14 protein-coding genes are annotated in these 16969 nt (G+C 64.9%); 1 reads left to right on the top strand and 13 read right to left on the bottom strand.

The features are described from left to right. Positions 1-57: 57 nt before the first annotated feature. The 10 genes from lpxC to FQU74_RS10425 all read right to left on the bottom strand — a co-directional run bounded on the left by lpxC (position 58) and on the right by FQU74_RS10425 (position 11264). Entirely contained in the window at positions 58-978 is a 921-nt protein-coding gene (gene lpxC / locus FQU74_RS10470) for a UDP-3-O-acyl-N-acetylglucosamine deacetylase (RefSeq protein ID WP_146286413.1), read from the bottom strand. 237 nt (positions 979-1215) lie between these two features. Next, positions 1216-2853 carry a cell division protein FtsZ gene (ftsZ, locus tag FQU74_RS10465; protein WP_146286412.1) on the bottom strand — a complete coding sequence of 546 codons (1638 nt, stop codon included), beginning with the start codon at positions 2851-2853 and terminating at the stop codon, positions 1216-1218. A gap of 218 nt (positions 2854-3071) precedes the next feature. After that, complete coding sequence (ftsA, locus tag FQU74_RS10460; protein ID WP_146286411.1) at positions 3072-4406, bottom strand: cell division protein FtsA; 1335 nt, start codon at positions 4404-4406, stop codon at positions 3072-3074. Next, positions 4403-5236, bottom strand: a complete 834-nt coding sequence (locus FQU74_RS10455) for a cell division protein FtsQ/DivIB (protein WP_373289017.1) — start codon at positions 5234-5236, stop codon at positions 4403-4405. The genes ftsA and FQU74_RS10455 overlap by 4 nt, the downstream gene beginning before the upstream one ends. A gap of 119 nt (positions 5237-5355) precedes the next feature. Continuing rightward, complete coding sequence (locus FQU74_RS10450; RefSeq protein WP_146286409.1) at positions 5356-6279, bottom strand: D-alanine--D-alanine ligase; 924 nt, start codon at positions 6277-6279, stop codon at positions 5356-5358. Positions 6280-6318: 39 nt separating this feature from the next. Continuing rightward, complete coding sequence (gene murB / locus FQU74_RS10445) at positions 6319-7245, bottom strand: UDP-N-acetylmuramate dehydrogenase (protein ID WP_146286408.1); 927 nt, start codon at positions 7243-7245, stop codon at positions 6319-6321. 57 nt (positions 7246-7302) lie between these two features. Next, positions 7303-7533 carry a DUF2484 family protein gene (locus tag FQU74_RS10440; RefSeq protein ID WP_188781581.1) on the bottom strand — a complete coding sequence of 77 codons (231 nt, stop codon included), beginning with the start codon at positions 7531-7533 and terminating at the stop codon, positions 7303-7305. A gap of 37 nt (positions 7534-7570) precedes the next feature. Further along, a complete protein-coding gene (murC, locus tag FQU74_RS10435) occupies positions 7571-8992 on the bottom strand; it encodes a UDP-N-acetylmuramate--L-alanine ligase (RefSeq protein ID WP_146286406.1) in 1422 nt (473 codons plus the stop codon). Continuing rightward, the gene (locus FQU74_RS10430; RefSeq protein WP_146286405.1) at positions 8989-10095 is read right to left on the bottom strand and encodes a UDP-N-acetylglucosamine--N-acetylmuramyl-(pentapeptide) pyrophosphoryl-undecaprenol N-acetylglucosamine transferase; all 1107 of its coding nucleotides are present in this window, start codon (positions 10093-10095) and stop codon (positions 8989-8991) included. The genes murC and FQU74_RS10430 overlap by 4 nt, the downstream gene beginning before the upstream one ends. A 2-nt stretch (positions 10096-10097) precedes the next feature. Continuing rightward, a complete protein-coding gene (locus tag FQU74_RS10425) occupies positions 10098-11264 on the bottom strand; it encodes a peptidoglycan glycosyltransferase FtsW (protein ID WP_146286404.1) in 1167 nt (388 codons plus the stop codon). A 191-nt stretch (positions 11265-11455) separates the two neighbouring features. Here FQU74_RS10425 and murD point away from each other — a divergent pair, with 191 nt between their 5' ends. Then, positions 11456-12856 carry a UDP-N-acetylmuramoyl-L-alanine--D-glutamate ligase gene (murD, locus tag FQU74_RS10420; protein WP_146286403.1) on the top strand — a complete coding sequence of 467 codons (1401 nt, stop codon included), beginning with the start codon at positions 11456-11458 and terminating at the stop codon, positions 12854-12856. A gap of 99 nt (positions 12857-12955) precedes the next feature. Here murD and mraY read toward each other — a convergent pair whose 3' ends face one another. From mraY to FQU74_RS10405, 3 genes are read right to left on the bottom strand one after another with little or no spacing between them, the layout of a single operon-like run. Then, positions 12956-14038, bottom strand: coding sequence for a phospho-N-acetylmuramoyl-pentapeptide-transferase (mraY, locus tag FQU74_RS10415; protein ID WP_146286402.1), 1083 nt, complete (start codon positions 14036-14038; stop codon positions 12956-12958). Next, on the bottom strand, positions 14038-15480 hold the full coding sequence (locus FQU74_RS10410; protein ID WP_146286401.1) for a UDP-N-acetylmuramoyl-tripeptide--D-alanyl-D-alanine ligase: 1443 nt from the start codon (positions 15478-15480) through the stop codon (positions 14038-14040). Before FQU74_RS10410 ends, mraY begins: the two co-directional genes overlap by 1 nt. Then, on the bottom strand, positions 15477-16952 hold the full coding sequence (locus FQU74_RS10405) for a UDP-N-acetylmuramoyl-L-alanyl-D-glutamate--2,6-diaminopimelate ligase (RefSeq protein ID WP_146286400.1): 1476 nt from the start codon (positions 16950-16952) through the stop codon (positions 15477-15479). Before FQU74_RS10405 ends, FQU74_RS10410 begins: the two co-directional genes overlap by 4 nt. Between the last annotated feature and the right edge of the window lie 17 nt (positions 16953-16969).

Raw genomic sequence — 16969 nt, 5'->3', positions numbered from 1 at the left:
GTCCTAGCACAGAAAAATCGGCGGTGCAAAACGCCTTTCCGTGCGTTGGCGCACCGTTCAGGCGTGAATCGGCAGATCGCCCGGATGAACGCCCATGCCCGGCAATTTACGGCCGGCGCTATTGCCGCATTCCACCGGTGCCCAGGCCGTCGGATCGGCAAACAGCGCCCGAAGCAGGCGGTTCGTCAGCGCATGACCGGCGCGGATACCCGTGTAACGACCCAGGATCGGCCCGCCGGCCAGCGAAAGATCGCCAAGCGCGTCAAGCATCTTGTGGCGCACAGGCTCGTCGCGATGACGCAGGCCACCGGGGCTCAGCACTTCGCCATCGTCAAAAACCACAGCATTTTCCAGCGTGCCGCCGAGGGCCAGACCGCTTGCGCGCATCCGGTTAACATCTGCCTGCAGACAGAAGGTACGACAATCGCTCAACTCGCGCACAAACGCGCCATTCGCCATCGAGAGGTGCTTTTCCTGCCGACCGATTCCCGCCTCGGCAAAGTCGATGCGGAAGTCGATCTCGAGGTTGTCCGAGGGTTCCAGCCGGGCGACGGCATCGCCTTCGCGCACCTCGACGGATTTCAGGACGCGGATTGCGCGCACGGGCTCGCCCTGCGGGGCGATGCCGACCTGAAGAAAGCGTTCGACAAAGGCCACGGCCGAACCATCAAGGATTGGCACTTCCGGCCCATCAATTTCGATCAGCGCGTTGTGGATGGCGCAGCCTGCCAGCGCGGCCATGATATGTTCAATGGTCGAAACCGAAGCGCCCGATTCATTCGCGATCAGGGTGCACAGCTTCGAGGGCACAACCGCATCCCAGCGGGCCGGGATCATCGGGTTGCCTTCGGTCAGGTCGGTACGACGGAACCAGACCCCGGAATCGACCGGGGCAGGACGCACGGTCATGCGCACGGGTTCCCCCGAGTGCAGGCCGAGTCCGTCAAAGACCGCAGCGGATTTCAAGGTATTCTGCACGTTCATCCCCTTGGATGTTCTTACCAACCGACGAGATATCCACAGGACTTTCGCCGTGCAGTTTAGGTAATTCGCGTGGCCTTTCTGAACAACTCACTCTTTGTAACCGGATGTAACAGTCAGACGTCAGGCCCGCAGAATCCCGCCAACCGCACCGCAATATGCTGGAAACAAATAGAAAAAGGCCCGCCTTCGCGAGCCTTTTTCCAGAACAATGTTACCTTGACGTAACGTCCTTCAGTTCGCCTGACGCCGCAGGAAAGCGGGAATCTCGATCCGTTCCTGGTCTGCCGACATGTCCTGCTCGTCGTCATACGAGGTGACCTGCGGCTGCTGACGCGGTGCCGGACGCTCTGCTTCGGCCGAATGTCCGGCCATGCGGTTGATCAGCGAGCCGATGCCGAAACGCGACTTTTCGGCCGGGCGGGCGGCCTGAGGCGCCGCGGGCTGGGCGGCACGCTGCGCAGCCGGTTGCGGGCGTTGCGCGGTGGCCGGGTTCTTGCTGACGGCCGCCTGCAGGCGGGCAAGTGCTTCGGGCGAGGGCTGGCCGCTCGGGCGCGGACGCGGCGCGACAAAGGCCGCGGCATCCTCGTCATGGGCGGCAAAGCTGCGCACGACCGGGGCCGCCGGGGTTTGCGGGCGATAAGCCGGAGGCGGCATGTCATCGATCAGATCTTCGACCTCATCGACCGGCATGAAGGCGGCGGGTTGCTGCACAGGGGCAGGCTGCTGCACGGGCGGTGCATCAAACAGCGTCGGGGCCGGCTGCGGTTCGGGGGCAACAACCGGCTGCGGCGCCGGAGCGGCCTGACGAACCGGCTCGGGCTTCACTTCGGGGGCTGCGTTGAACGTCGGTGCGGCGCTGCCCATCGGACGGCGGCTCGGGGTTTCGGCGCGGTTGGCGGCAGAGGCATCGATGCCGGTCGCCACGACCGATACGCGCAGCGCGCCTTCCATCGACGGATCGAGGGTCGAGCCCACGATGATGTTCGCGTCGGGGTCCACCTTTTCGCGGATCAGGTTTGCCGCCTCATCCAGCTCGAACAGCGTCAGGTCGTAGCCGCCGGTGATGTTGATCAGTACGCCCTTGGCGCCGGTCAGCGAGATCTCGTCGAGCAGCGGGTTGGCAATCGCCTTCTCGGCCGCCTGACGCGCGCGATCCTCGCCGGTCGCCTCGCCCGTGCCCATCATCGCCTTGCCCATCTCATCCATGACCGAGCGAACGTCGGCAAAGTCGAGGTTGATCAGGCCCGGACGTACCATCAGGTCGGTGACCCCCTTCACGCCCTGATACAGCACGTCGTCGGCCATGGCGAAGGCCTCGGTAAAGGTCGTGCGCTCGTTCGCGAGGCGGAACAGGTTCTGGTTCGGAATGATGATCAGCGTGTCGACCACCTTCTGAAGGGCCTCGATCCCCTCATCCGCCTGCCGCATGCGCTTGTTGCCCTCGAACTGGAAGGGCTTGGTCACGACGCCGACGGTCAGCACACCCAGTTCACGTGCGGCCTGCGCGATGATAGGGGCCGCACCGGTGCCGGTGCCACCGCCCATGCCGGCGGTGATGAAGCACATGTGCGCGCCGGCGAGATGATCCACGATGGCCTCTATGGTCTCTTCAGCGGCGGCGGCACCAACCGAGGGGCGCGCGCCCGCGCCCAGACCTTCGGTGACTTTCGGGCCCATCTGGATGCGGCTGCCGGCCTTCGACTGCTGCAGCGCCTGCGCGTCGGTATTGGCAACAACGAACTCGACCCCCTCAAGGCTCTTGTCGATCATGTTGTTGACGGCATTGCCGCCCGCCCCGCCGACACCGAAAACGGTGATGCGCGGCTTCAGATCCGGGTTCTGGGAGGTCATCATCAGATTCAGTGTCATCGCCAATCCGCCTGCGTTTATATATGTGGCCGCCAGTGCTTTTCGTTCATTTCCAGAATGTTGCGCACATCTGTCCCAATCGGCGCACTTCTGGTTTATCCGCAATTCTATCCACAGTCGTCGGGAACGTCACGAAAAAAACGCTTTCACCCCACAAAATATGGGGGATCACGCCAACCGCGTAAGCGGGATTTCGCCTCTACCGCAGGATGTTGGGACTACCAGTTGTCGCGGAACCATTTGATGGCCCTGCGCAGCGACCGCGCCGGATACTTCTCGGTCGGGATGTCAAAATCCCACCACTCGTCCTGCGGATGCGTCGCAAAGAGGCAAAGCCCGACGGCGGACGAAAACGCCGGCCCCGTTACCGCCTGCGGCAGCCCCTGAATGCGCAACGGACGGCCAAGGCGCACCCGCTGCCCCAGAATCCGGGTTGCGAGCCCATCGAGACCCATCAGCTGGCTGCCCCCGCCCGTCAGCACGATCTGCTGGCTGGGCAGGTGATCGAAGCCCGCCGCGTCCAGCCGGGCGCGCGCCTCTTCAAGGATTTCCTCGACGCGCGGCCGCATGATCCCGATCAACTCGGTCCGGCTGACCTGACGGCGGTCCTTTTCCCAGTCGCCGCTATCGCCGCCGATCTCGATCATGTCGCGGTCATCCTTGCTGGTCGCGTGCACGCCACCATGCTTGGTCTTGATCCGTTCGGCCACGTTCATCGGAATATGCAGACCCTTGGCGATATCGGCGGTGATATGGTCACCCCCCATCCGCACGCTGTCGGCATAGATCATGTGCTTCTTGATGAAGATCGAGATGCCGGTCGCCCCGCCACCCATATCGATGCAGGCAGCACCCAGCTCCTGCTCATCCTCGACCAGGCTGGAGATACCCGAGACATAGGCGGATGAGGCAATGCCGGCCAGTTCCAGATCACAGCGCTTGATGCAGTAGAACAGGTTCTGCACCACCGAGGCCTCGACCGACAGAAGATGCATGTCGCAGGCCAGGCGGTTGCCGATCTGCCCACGGGGATCGCCAAGCCCCGACCGGTGGTCGAGCGCAAAGTTTACGGGCTGGGCATGCAGCACCTCGCGCGCCTGCCCGATATCGGGCATGTCGCAGGCGGCAAGTACCCGCGCGACGTCCTGTTCCGTCACCACGCTGTCTGCCAGCTCGATATCGCCTGCCAGCCCATAGCTGCGCGGCTCCGCACCCGAGAAGCAGGCGATGACGTGGTCCACGCGCACATTGGCCATCTTTTGCGCGGCCTGAACGGCAGTGCGGATCGCGCGTTCGGTTTCGGTCATCACATGGATTTCGCCAAAGGACACGCCGCGCGACCGCGTGGTTGCCGCCCCGATGATACGGAACTGCGACTGGCCGGCCATCGAACCCACACCGTCGGAATCGCGGCGGCGTTCAGGCCCGTCGAAGCGCAGCACCAGACAGGCAATCTTGCTGGAGCCGATATCGAGGATCGCGACAACGCCCCGCTGCATGGCGGCGCGGCGCATGTTCCGCATGGCACGTTGGGATTGATAGAGATCGGTCACAGTGCGTTCTCCACAGTCTCGATACCCTGGGCGCGACGCAACTCGCGCAGGGCGTTCGGGGCAAGTCGAAGGGTGGATCGGTGCGGGTTGCGCAGGTCCACGGAAAGAATGTCGCGATTCAAAAGGTCTTCGGCCTTGTCGAGCGCCAACAGGCGCTCAAGCGCGCGGACGGGATCATGCGCGGGCAGCAGGATGCGCTGGTCGCGGTCAAGCACCAGATCCCAACGGCGGTCGCTGACACGCACCAGCCCGCGGACGCGATCCACCACCGGCTCGGCGGCGTCCATGATTTCCAGTGCCTCGGCGGTCGCCAGATTCGCCCCCTCGCCCGTGATCACCGGAAGGTCAGGCCGGTCGGCCCGCGTCAGAACGCGCGCCACGCGGCGACCGGTCTCATCCAGCAGATCCAGCTCGTCCCCCTGGCGCCAGATCAGCCGGGGCTCGCGTTCGACAACGCGCACCTCAAGGATGCCACCGCTCATGACCTGCATTTCCACCTGCGCCACGGCATCGAGCTGGCCGATCCGGCTGCGCGCACCCTCGAGGTCGATGTCAAAGCTGGAGATCGGCAGGTTCAGCGCAAGCAGCTTGCGGATCGCGGAATCGAGCGCAGGCGAGGCTCCTGTAACCTGCAGGACCGAAACGCGGAACTCTGGCCGGCTCTCCACCGCCTCGCGCACGCTGTCGACCTGCGCCAACAGCGCCGCACGGCGCGCGTCGTCGGAAAGCCAGAGCAGCGTGCCGAAGGACAGAACGAAGGCGGGCAGACCGACGCGCACGCAAACGCGGAAGAAGGGCGTCAGCCAAAGACGCTGCATGCGATAGGCCATGCGCGTCGGCGCCGGATCGCGCCGGACATGCGGCTGCGGTGGGCGCGGATGGGCCGCCTGCGCCACGGCCTCGGCCTGCGGCGCGCGCGCGGCATGTTGCGGATAGCGTCGGTCTGCGGTCAGCGGTCGCATGACGCATCCTCCACGATCCAGTGGCAGAGCTCGGGAAAGCTGATCCCGCAATGCGCGGCCTGCTCGGGTGCAAGCGAGGTCGGCGTCATGCCCGGCTGGGTGTTCGTCTCAAGCAGGATCAGACCGTTCAGGCCACGCGTCTCGTCCCAGCGGAAATCGGTCCGGCTCAAACCCCGGCAGCCGAGCGCCTGATGGGCACGCCGCGCGTAGTCGAGGCAGGCTTGCGTGATCTCAGCCGGCAGATTGGCGGGCACCTCATGGCGCGAGCCACCGGCCTTGTACTTGGCATCATAGTCATACCAGCCCGTCGTGATGATATCGGTCACCGCCAGCGGGCGATCCCCCATCACCGCGCATGTCAGCTCTCGTCCGGGGGCGTAGGTTTCGACCATCACCTGCGCGGGCATAGTGTCGGCCAGCTGCGGCGGGCTGTTGGCCGCCTCATGCACCAGATAGACGCCGACCGACGAGCCTTCGTTATTGGGTTTCACGACATAGGGCGGCGGCAGTACATGGCGCGCGCGCGCCTCATCCCGAGGCACGATCACGCTTTGCAGCACCGGCAGGCCAGCCGCGCGGAAGACCTCCTTCGAGCGCTGCTTGTCCATCGCCAGAGCCGAGGCCAGAACACCCGAATGGGTATAGGGGATGCGCAGCCATTCGAGGATGCCCTGAACGCAGCCATCCTCACCCCAGCGACCGTGCAGGGCGTTGAAAACCACTTCGGGCTTGATGTCCAGCAAACGCGCGACGAGGTCGTGGCCGGCATCGACCTCGATCACCTCATATCCGGCTTCCCGAAGGGCGTTTGCGCATTCGCGCCCAGACACAAGCGATACTTCCCGCTCTGCGGAAAGCCCACCCATCAAAACCGCCACACGGGAGCCCGTCCTGCCCGACTTGCCCGCCATCTACTGCCTCTACGGGGTCTTGTGCCCCGATATTATTCGTTATTTTGCGGTCGGTTCGCCGACCCGCATGATTTCCCACTCTAGCGTGATACCGCTGTGTTGGAAAACCCTTTTTCGCACTTCCTCGCCCAGATTTTCCAGATCGGCGGCGGTTGCTCCACCGGCGTTGATCAGGAAGTTCGAGTGCTTCTCGCTCATCTGAGCGCCGCCGATGCGGGCGCCGCGCATACCGGCGTCGTCAATGACCTTCCAGGCCTTCAGCTCATCGGTGTCATCCGCCTTGCCGGTCGAGCTTCGCCCCAGCGGATTGCGGAAGGTCGACCCTGCCGAGCGGTCTTTGGTGGGCTGGCTTGCGTCGCGCTTTGCAAGCTGATCCTCCATCCGCGCCACAAGTTCAGCCGGATCGCCCTCGGGCGCACGGAAGGTGGCCGAGACCACAACAGCGCCCTCGGGAAGTTCAGACTGCCGATAGCGCAGGTTCAACGCGGATGCGGGCAGAACCGCGACCTCTCCCTGTCGCGTAACAATTCGGATTTCCTCAAGGAAATCCGCAACATAATGTCCGTAGCAGCCCGCATTCATCCGCACGGCCCCGCCGATCGAGCCGGGAATGGTGCGCAGGAAAGTAAGGTCGCGTCCCGCCTCGGCCGCGCGCCGGGCGACATGGGCATCCAGTGCTGCGGCGCCGGCGATGACCCGTTCTCCCCGCACCTCGATCCCGTTGAATCCCCGGCCAAGCCGGATCACAACCGCGCGAATGCCCCCATCGCGCACGATCAGGTTCGAACCGACGCCCATGGGAAACACCGGAACGGACGGGTCCAGCCCTGCCAGAAACGCGGCCAGATCCTGCTCATCGGCGGGCTGGAACAGCCAATCGGCCGGCCCCCCGACACGAAGCCAGGTCAGATCCGCAAGCGGGCGATGCGGCGTCAACGTGCCGCGAACAGGGGGAAGCGTGGTCATGGCGCCTTGGTAAAGCGGGACGCGTCCGCGTTCAAGCCGCGCCTTGGCGCCCTTGCCCTAACGCCGGACGCGCTGTGCCAGCCGGATCAGTGGCCAGCGCAGGACGGATGCCCCCGCCAGCAGGCACAGAAGACCCCAGAACGGCCCGTTCTCATAGGTGACCCAGCCCAGAAGCGGCACGCCCGTCGCGGCAAGGACATATGCCCCGCGCCAGTGAAACCGGCGCGGAAGCAGCATGATCAGGCTCGCCAGAACCACCCAGAAGCAGACGAACGCCAAAGAGAGCATCAGCCACCTGCCCTGACGCGGACCAGGCCCCGCAGCATCAGGCAGCCGCCTTCAGCCGCGCGGGCAAGGCGTTGGCCCAGGCAGAAATGGTACCGGCCCCCAGACAGACAAAAATGTCGCCCGGCCGGGTCTGTTCGCGGAAGAGCCGCGCAAGATCGGCTTCGTCAATCACGGCGCGGGCGTGGCGATGGCCATGGGCGATAAGGCCCGACACCAGATCGTCGCGCCCTGCCCCGGCGATCGGGTCCTCGCCCGCCGAATAGACATCGGCGATACCGACAACATCTGCCTCGTTGAAGCAGGTGCAGAACTCGTCAAAGAGGCTCGACAGGCGCGTGAACCGGTGGGGTTGATGCACGGCGATCACGCGCGCGCCTTCACGTCCGGCAATCGCCTGACGCGCGGCCTTGAGGACGGCTGCGATCTCGACCGGGTGGTGGCCATAGTCGTCGATGATCGTCACGCCATCAACCTCGGCCACCTTGGTGAAGCGGCGGTTCACACCGGCGAAATTGGCCAGCGCATCGCGGATCTGGTCTTTCTTCATGCCCAGATGGCGGGCCACCGCCACGGCCGAAAGCGCGTTCGAGACGTTGTGATCGCCCGGCATGGGCAATGTGCAGCCTTCGATTTTCGAACCTTCGCCCTCACCCTGTAGCAGGATATCGAAGTGCGCCTTGCCATTATCGAACTTCAGGTTCACCGCCCGCACATCAGCCTGCGCATTGAAACCAAAGGTGACCACGCGCCGATCGGTCACGCGGCCAACAAGGGCCTGGACCTCGGGGTGGTCGGTGCAGCAGACGGCCAATCCGTAAAACGGGATGTTCGACACGAAGTCGTAAAAGCCTTTGCGCAGCGCGTCGAAGTTGCCCCAGTGCTCCATATGCTCGGGGTCGATATTGGTGACGATGGCAATGGTTGCGGGCAGGCGATTGAAGCTTCCGTCGGATTCATCGGCCTCGACCACCATCCATTCGCCCGCGCCGGCGCGGGCGTTGGAGCCATAGGCATGGATCACGCCACCGTTGATCACGGTCGGGTCAAACCCGCCCTTGTCCAGCAAGGTCGCAACCATGGTCGTGGTCGTCGTCTTGCCATGCGTTCCCGCGATGGCGATGTTCGACCGCAGGCGCATCAGCTCGGCCAGCATCTCGGCCCGGCGCACCACAGGCAACTTGCGGCGGCGCGCCTCTTCAAGTTCGGGGTTGCCCTTCTTGATGGCGGAGGAGATCACCACCACCGCAGCCTCACCGATATTCTCGGCGCGCTGGCCTTCAAAGAAGGTGGCACCAAGCGACACCAGCCGGTCGGTGATCTTGGACGCCTTGGCATCCGAGCCCTGCACCCGGTAGCCGTGGGTCATCAGAACCTCGGCGATGCCCGACATCCCGATGCCGCCGATCCCGACGAAATGGATGGGGCCAAGCTCCAGCGGCAGTTTGGTTGCAGCGTTCATCGTGTCACTCTTTTTTCGGCAAGGCGCAGGACCAGATCGACCAGATGCCCGGTGGCGTCGGGGCGGCCCTGCGCAAGGGCATTGGTGGCCATGGCACCCGCAGCCTGCGGGTTTGACAGCACGGCGGCCATTTGCGCCGCAAGCGCGGCAGGGTCAAGGGCGGATTCCGGGATCAGCACCGCCGCATCGGCCTGAACCAGCCCACGGGCGTTGGCCGTCTGGTGGTCGGCGGTGGCGGCCGCGAAGGGGATCAGGATCGATGGCCGCCCGATGACCGAGATGTCGGCGATCGACGAGGCGCCCGAACGCGAGACGACAAGCTGCGCCTCGGACAGACGGCGCGGGATATCGGTGAAGAAGGGCTGCACATCGGCGTCGATCCCGGCGGCGTCATAGGCCGCAATCACGCGGTCCAGATCCTCGGCCCGCGCCTGATGGGCGACACGCAGGTTGGCGCGGATCCCCTCGGGCAGCAGCGCCACGGCAGCAGGCACCACGTCCGATAGGATGCGCGCGCCCTGGCTGCCGCCGATCACCACAAGGCTCATCGGATAGTCGCCGGGCGGGATATAGGGGGCGGCTGCGCGGTCCAGCACCGCCTGCCGCACCGGGTTGCCGGTATGGATCCCCTCGACACCTTCGGGCAGCGTGGTGGGCCAGGTGCCGCAGGCGACTGCGTTCACGCGCGGCGCGAAGATCTGGTTCACCCGGCCCAGCACACCGTTCTGTTCATGGATCATCCGGGGCAGCCGCAGAAGCGTTGCCGCCGCCAACGCCGGAATCGAGGGGTAGCCGCCAAAGCCCACCACCACCGTCGGCCTGTCGCGCCGCATCGCCATGGCCGCCGACATGACCCCACCCGCGATGCGAAGCGGCACGGCGGCTTTCGCGGCCAGCCCTCCGCGGGCAAAGGTGGCGGAGGACACCTCTTCGACCGGAACCTCTTTGGGGAAACCACCGGCGTAGCGCGCACCACGGGCATCGGTCGAAAGCTTCACCCGCCAGCCGCGCGCGATCATCGCCTCGGCCAGCGCCTGCGCGGGGAACATGTGCCCGCCGGTGCCCCCGGCCGCGATCAGCAGAAGCGGCGCCGACCCAGCCATGGTCACCGGCCCCGCCGGAACATGATGTCCTCAAGTTCGCCCTGCGGGCGCGAGCGTGTCAGCGCCAGCAACATGCCGACGGTCAGCCCGGCCGCGATCACCGATGACCCGCCGTAGCTGACGAAAGGAAGGGTCATGCCCTTGGCGGGCAAAAGCCGAACCGCAACGCCCATGTTGATCATGGCCTGCACGCCAAAGATGCAGGCAAGCCCAGCCCCCGCCAGACGGACAAACGGGTCGCGCTCTTTCATCAGACGGAACATCGACCGCACGACGACACAGCCGTAGAGCGCAAGGATGATCAGCACCAGAACGAGGCCGTATTCCTCGGCCGCGACGGCGATGATGAAGTCGGTATGCGCATCAGGCAGTGTCCACTTCACCTGCCCCGCGCCGACGCCCACGCCGAAGAACCCGCCCTCCTGAATGGCGTTGGTCGCGTAGCCAAGCTGCGAGCGCGGGTCGACCTCGGCAGCAAGGAAACCATCGATCCGGCGCGCAAGGTGTTCGGACATGCCGTAGAGCAGGAAACCGACACCGCCCACAGCAGCGATGATGGCGGCGATCAGCGTCATGGGGGCACCGGCCACGAAGTAGACGACGCACCAGCCAAAGACGATCAGCATCGACTGGCCAAAGTCCGGCTGGATTGCCAGCAGAAATACCACGGTGACCGCGATCATGAACGAGATCAGCTTGCCGGGCGGGCCGTTGATCTCTTGTGCGGCCGCCATCATCCATGCGCAAACGATGATGAAGCCGGGCTTCAAGAACTCGGACGGCTGGAACGAGGCAAAGCCCAGCGAATACCAGCGCACGGCACCCTTGCCAAAGTCGGTGCCAAGGAAGGGCAGCAGGGCCAGCGCCAAAAACGACAGCGCAAATCCGAGGATCCCCACGCGCCGGACGGCCTCGGGCGGCAGCATCGAGGCCCCCAGCATGACAGCCAGCGCCATCCCGCCGAAGAACCCCTGACGGATCACATAGTGATAGGGATCAAGCGAGTTACGCTCGGCCAAGGGCACCGAGGCCGCAAGGCCCAAAAGGATGCCGATGCCGAACAATGCCAGAACCGCCCCGAGCGACCATTTGTCAATGGTGCGCCACCATTTGGGAAGAACCGGCTCTGATACCCTGCGGGGCATCGAGCCATAGACCATCTCAGTCATGGGAACCGCCTGAATACGCCTGCTTGCCTCTTGCCGGTGTGACCCCGGCCTTTGAGAAAAACACTAGCGGCAATTCTTTCACAAAGCCAGCGGGGAATGTGGGAAGGCGACCCGCGTGCTGCATTGCGCGACCTTGCGCCGCCCGTCCCCCTCGCCCATTCTGCCGCCGCAAATAAAGTCGGGGATGACAGATGATTCCGGTGCAGGGGTATCAGGGACAGAAAGTGGCCGTGCTGGGACTTGGCCGATCAGGCCTTGCAACGGCGCGCGCCCTGAAGGCCGGGGGTGCCGAGCCGCTTTTGTGGGACGACAGCCCCGAGGCACGCGCCAAGGCCGAGGCTGAGGGTTTTGCCTGCACTGACCTGATGCGCCACGGCGCGTTTGACGGGGTCGCCTGTCTGGTCACATCGCCCGGTATTCCGCATCTCTACCCCGCGCCCAACAAGGTGATCGCCCGCGCGCTGGAGCTTGGTGTGCCGGTGGACAATGACATCGGCCTTTTCTTCCGCAGCTTCGCGACGAAGGACTGGGACGGCTTCGACGCCATGCCCAAAGTGGTCTGCATCACGGGTTCCAACGGAAAATCGACGACCACCGCGCTGATCCACCATATCCTGAAGGTCGCCGGTCGCCCCACGCAAATGGCCGGCAATATCGGGCGCGGCGTGCTGGACATTGACCCTGCGTCCGACGGCGAGGTGGTGGTGCTGGAACTGTCCAGCTATCAGACCGATCTTGCCCGCGCGTTGACACCCGATGTGGCGGTCTTCACCAACCTCTCGCCCGACCATCTAGATCGTCACAACGGCATGGGCGGCTACTTTGCAGCCAAACGCCGACTCTTTGCCGAAGGTGGCCCGGATCGCTGCATCGTCGGCGTCGATGAGCTTGAGGGCCGGTTCATGGCTGGGCAACTGGCGCAGGGGCCGCAGGATGACCGCGTGATCCGCATCTCTTCTGGCAGCAAGCTTGAGGGGTTCGGCTGGTCGGTCTTTGCGCGCAAGGGGTTCCTTGCGGAGTGGCGCAAGGGCAAACAGGTGGCCAGCATCGACCTGCGCGAGGTGACAGGCTTGCCCGGCGCCCATAACCACCAGAACGCATGCGCGGCCTATGCGGCGACCCGCGCGCTTGGGATCGCCCCCAAGCTGATCGAGGGCGCGTTCCACAGCTTTGCAGGCCTTCCCCATCGCAGCCAGTTGGTGGGCGAGCGTAATGGCGTGCGTTTCGTGAACGATTCAAAGGCCACGAACGTCGATGCAGCGGCCAAAGCCTTGCAGGCCTTCCCGAAAATTCGCTGGATCGCGGGCGGGATGGGCAAGGACGGCGGCATCGCCGCGCTGGAGCCGCATCTGGGTTCCGTTGTGAAAGCCTATCTGATCGGCTTTTCGGCCCGCGACTTCGCGCTTCAGATCGGAGAGACCCCGCATGAGATCTGCGAGACGATGGAACGCGCTGTCGCCCGTGCCGCCGCCGAGGCGCAGCCGGGCGAGGTTGTCCTGCTGGCCCCTGCTGCCGCGAGCTTTGACCAGTATCCGAACTTCGAGAAGCGGGGCGAGGATTTCACTGCGCGGGTGAAGGCGGAGATCGGGTAAGGGGGCTTTGCCTCCGCCGCCCGCCGGGCGGCTCCCCCAGGGTATTGGGGCCAAGAGGAAGCCCGAATTGAAGAGGCCCCCGCGGGGGCCTTTTGCGTTTCAACGCACTTTCAGCGTGGCGAGCCCGATCAGTGCGAGGATCAGCGAGATGATCCAGAAGCGGATCACGATCTGCGGCTCGGCCCAGCCCTTCTTCTCGAAATGGTGGTGGATGGGCGCCATCAGAAAGACCCGGCGACCGGTGCGCTTGAAATAGGCAACCTGGATGATCACGCTTAGCGCCTCGACCACGAAGAGGCCGCCGACGATGGCCAGCACGATCTCGTGCTTGGTGCAGACCGCGATGGCCCCAAGGGCGCCACCAAGGGCAAGGCTGCCGGTATCCCCCATGAACACCGCAGCCGGCGGGGCGTTGTACCACAGGAAGCCCAGACCACCGCCGACGAGGGCTGCGGTGAAGATCAGCAGCTCCCCCGTGCCCGGCACGAAATGCACACCCAGATATTCGGTGAAGTTGAAGTTGCCGACCACATAGGCAATGGCGCCCAGCGTGGCGGCGGCGATCATCACCGGCATGATGGCCAGCCCGTCCAGACCGTCGGTCAGGTTCACCGCATTGGCGGCACCGACGATGACGATCATGCCGAAGGGCACGAAGAACCAGCCCAGGTTGACAAGCGCATCCTTGAACAGCGGCAGTGCCAGTTGGTTGGTCAGCGGATCGGGGTGGAAGCTTGCGGCGGAAAACGCGGCGAGTGCGGCAATCAGCAGCCCCAGCCCCATGCGCACGCGCCCCGACACGCCCTTGGTGTTCTGCTTGGTCACCTTGGCATAGTCATCGGCAAAGCCGATCAGGCCAAAGCCGATCGTCACAAGAAGCACGATCCAGACATAGGGGTTGTCGAGCCGAGCCCAGGCCAGGGTTGACACCAGAAGCGCCGACAGGATCAAAAGCCCCCCCATCGTGGGCGTACCCGCCTTGGACAGGTGCGAGGCCGGACCATCATCGCGGATCGGCTGTCCTTTGCCCTGCTTGCGACGCAGGAAGTTGATCAGCGGCCTGCCAAACAGAAAGCCGAAGATCAGTGCGGTGAAAAAGGCCGCCCCGGCCCGAAAGGTGATGTATCTGAACAGGTTGAACAGGTCTCCGCCGTCCGAGAACTGTGTCAGGATATAAAGCATTACTCTGCCCCTTCGGTTTCTTGGGGGCGGGCGCGCCCCAGTTTTCTCAGCGCATCGACCAGCAGGCTGACCTTGATGCCCTTCGATCCCTTCACCAGCACCACATCGCCGGCATCGACAAGGCTTGCCACGCGGGGCAAAAGCTCGGCGGCGGTTTCGACCCATTCGCCACGGCGCGCCTTGGGAAGCGCGTCGTGAAGTGCCTTCATGCGGGGACCCACGCAATGCACAATGGCGAGGCTCGCCATCGCGGGATGCTCGGCAATGGCCGCATGCAGGGCAAGTTCGGTTTCGCCCAGTTCCAGCATATCGCCGAGGATGGCGATGCGCCGCCCTTTCTGGATGCGTCCGATGTTGTCCTTGGGGTTGAGGATCGAGAGCACATCAAGGCTCGCCGCCATCGAGGCCGGGTTCGCATTGAAGGCGTCGTCGATAAGGTCAAACCCGGTATCGTCGATCAGGTCGGTCACGATGCGCTCGCGCTGGCCCCGCCCGGCGGGTGGCACCCAGCGACCCAGGCCCTGCGCCGAAAGCGCAGGATCAAGACCAAGCGCCTCGGCCACTGCCAGAACCGCCAAGGCGTTGACCGCAAAGTGACGACCCGGAGATTGCACGCGGAAGAGACGCGGCCCCTTCGGGGTGGCCGCCTGAACCGCACTCGCCTCTTCCCCCCATTGGGCCGAAGCGATGTGCCAGTCTGCCCCCTGCGCCGCAAAGGTCACGGCAGGCACGTTGTTTGCTGCAGCCTTGGCCAGAAGGATGTGCGACACCGGCAACCCTTCCGGCAGGACGGCGGTGCCGCCCTTGCGCAGACCGTCAAGGATCGAGGCTTTCTCGACCGCAATGCCATCAAGACTGTCGAAGGAAAAGAGATGCGCGGGTGCGACCGTGGTGATCACTGCCACGTCAAGGTCAGCCATCCGGGCCAGTGGCGCGATCTCGCCGGGGTGGTTCATGCCGATCTCGATCACGGCAAAGTCGGTATCGGCTGGCATGCGTGCGAGGGTCAGCGGCACGCCCCAGTGGTTGTTGTAGCTGGCCTCTGCGGCATGGACCCGGCCCTGCCCTGTCAAAGTGGCGCGCAGCATCTCTTTGGTCGAGGTCTTTCCGACCGATCCGGTGACGCCAATCACCCGCGCCCCGGTGCGTGCCCGCGCGGCACGGCCAAGCGCCTCCAGCCCTTGCAGGACATCGGGCACAACGAGCAACGGCGCATCGGGCGCGACACCATCGGGAATACGGCTGACCAGCGCAGCCGCCGCCCCCTTTTCCAGCGCCTGCGCCACGAAGTCATGGCCATCGCGCACATCTTTCAGCGCCACGAACAGATCGCCGGGGCGCAGGGCGCGGGTATCGATCGACACGCCTTCAGCGCTCCAGCCTACCGCTGAGGTGCCGCCGGTTGCCTTTACTGCCTCGGTCGAGGTCCAGAGTGCCATCAGATCACCCCATCCAATGCCGCCACGGCGATCGAGGCCTGCTCTACATCATCGAACGGGAAGACATCTCCCTTGATGATCTGCCCGCTTTCATGCCCTTTGCCGGCAACCAGCAATGCGTCCCCCGGTTGCAGCGCATCGACGCCGCGCAGGATCGCCTCGGCCCGGTCACCCACCTCGTTCGCGTCCGGGCAGGCTTGCATAATTTCTGCACGAATGGCGGCCGGATCCTCGGATCTGGGGTTGTCGTCTGTCACAAATAGAACATCCGCATGTTCGCGCGCGGCTGCGCCCATCAGCGGGCGCTTGGTGCGATCTCGGTCGCCGCCCGCGCCGAAAACGACGATCAGGCGCCCCATCACATGCGGGCGGAGGGCTTTCAGTGCGGTGGCAATGGCGTCGGGCGTATGGGCGTAGTCAACAAAGACGGAAGCCCCGTTGCTGCGGGTCGCGGCCAGTTGCATCCGACCGCGCACGCCCGAGAGTTGCGGCAAGACCCGGAAGACATCGGCGGGCGCAGCCCCGGCACCGATCACAAGCCCTGCGGCCATGGCGACATTCTCCGCCTGGAAACCGCCGATGAGATCAAGACGTACCTGCCGCGGTTTGCCCTGCCACAGGTAGCGCACGTCCTGTCCTGTCGCGTCGAACCGCTGCCCCGCGATCTGCAGATCGCAGCCCGCGTCATGACCAACCGTAATCAGACGCTGCCCGTGGGCCTCTGCAATCCGGGCCATTTCGGCGCCCTTGGGATCATTCATGTTGATGACCGCCGCCGCCTCGGGCGGCAGAACCCGGTCAAAGAGCCCTGCCTTGGCGGCAAAATAGGCCTCGAACGTGCCGTGATAATCGAGGTGATCCTGTGTGAAGTTGGTGAAGCCCGCCGCACGCAGCCGCACACCGTCCAGCCGGAACTGATCAAGCCCGTGCGAGGATGCCTCCATCGCCGCATGGGTAACGCCCGCCGCGGCTGCATCAGCCAACATCGCGTGCAATGTGATCGGATCGGGCGTGGTGTGGGCAGACGGCGCGGCCCATGCCCCTTCTACACCGGTGGTGCCGATGTTGATCGCGGCATGCCCAAGCGCAACCCATATCTGGCGGGCAAAGGTCGCCACACTGGTCTTGCCGTTGGTGCCCGTGACGGCGACCATGGTCTGCGGCTGCGCCCCGAACCAGAGCGAGGCCGCCATTGCAAGCGCCGCGCGCGGCTCTTCGGCCACGATCAGGGCGACACTTTCAGGCAGATCACCCGCGCGGCGCGCGCCTTCTGCATCCGTCAGGATCGCGACAGCACCCTGTGACAGGACAGAGGGGATGTAGTCAGCCCCGTGGGACTTGCTGCCCGCCAGCGCCGCAAACAGGTATCCCGGCCGCACAGCCCGGCTGTCAACGGCAAGGCCCGTGATCCGCGCCTCGCGCCCGGCCTTGGCCGTCAGCCCCAGTTGTGCGAGGGTCGCAACCCGCTCCGCCATCTTGTCCTACCTTGGCC

Source organism: Gemmobacter aquaticus (genome assembly GCF_007859075.1).
Taxonomy (GTDB): Bacteria; Pseudomonadota; Alphaproteobacteria; order Rhodobacterales; family Rhodobacteraceae; genus Gemmobacter; species Gemmobacter aquaticus.
This window is presented reverse-complemented; position numbering and strand designations above follow the sequence as displayed.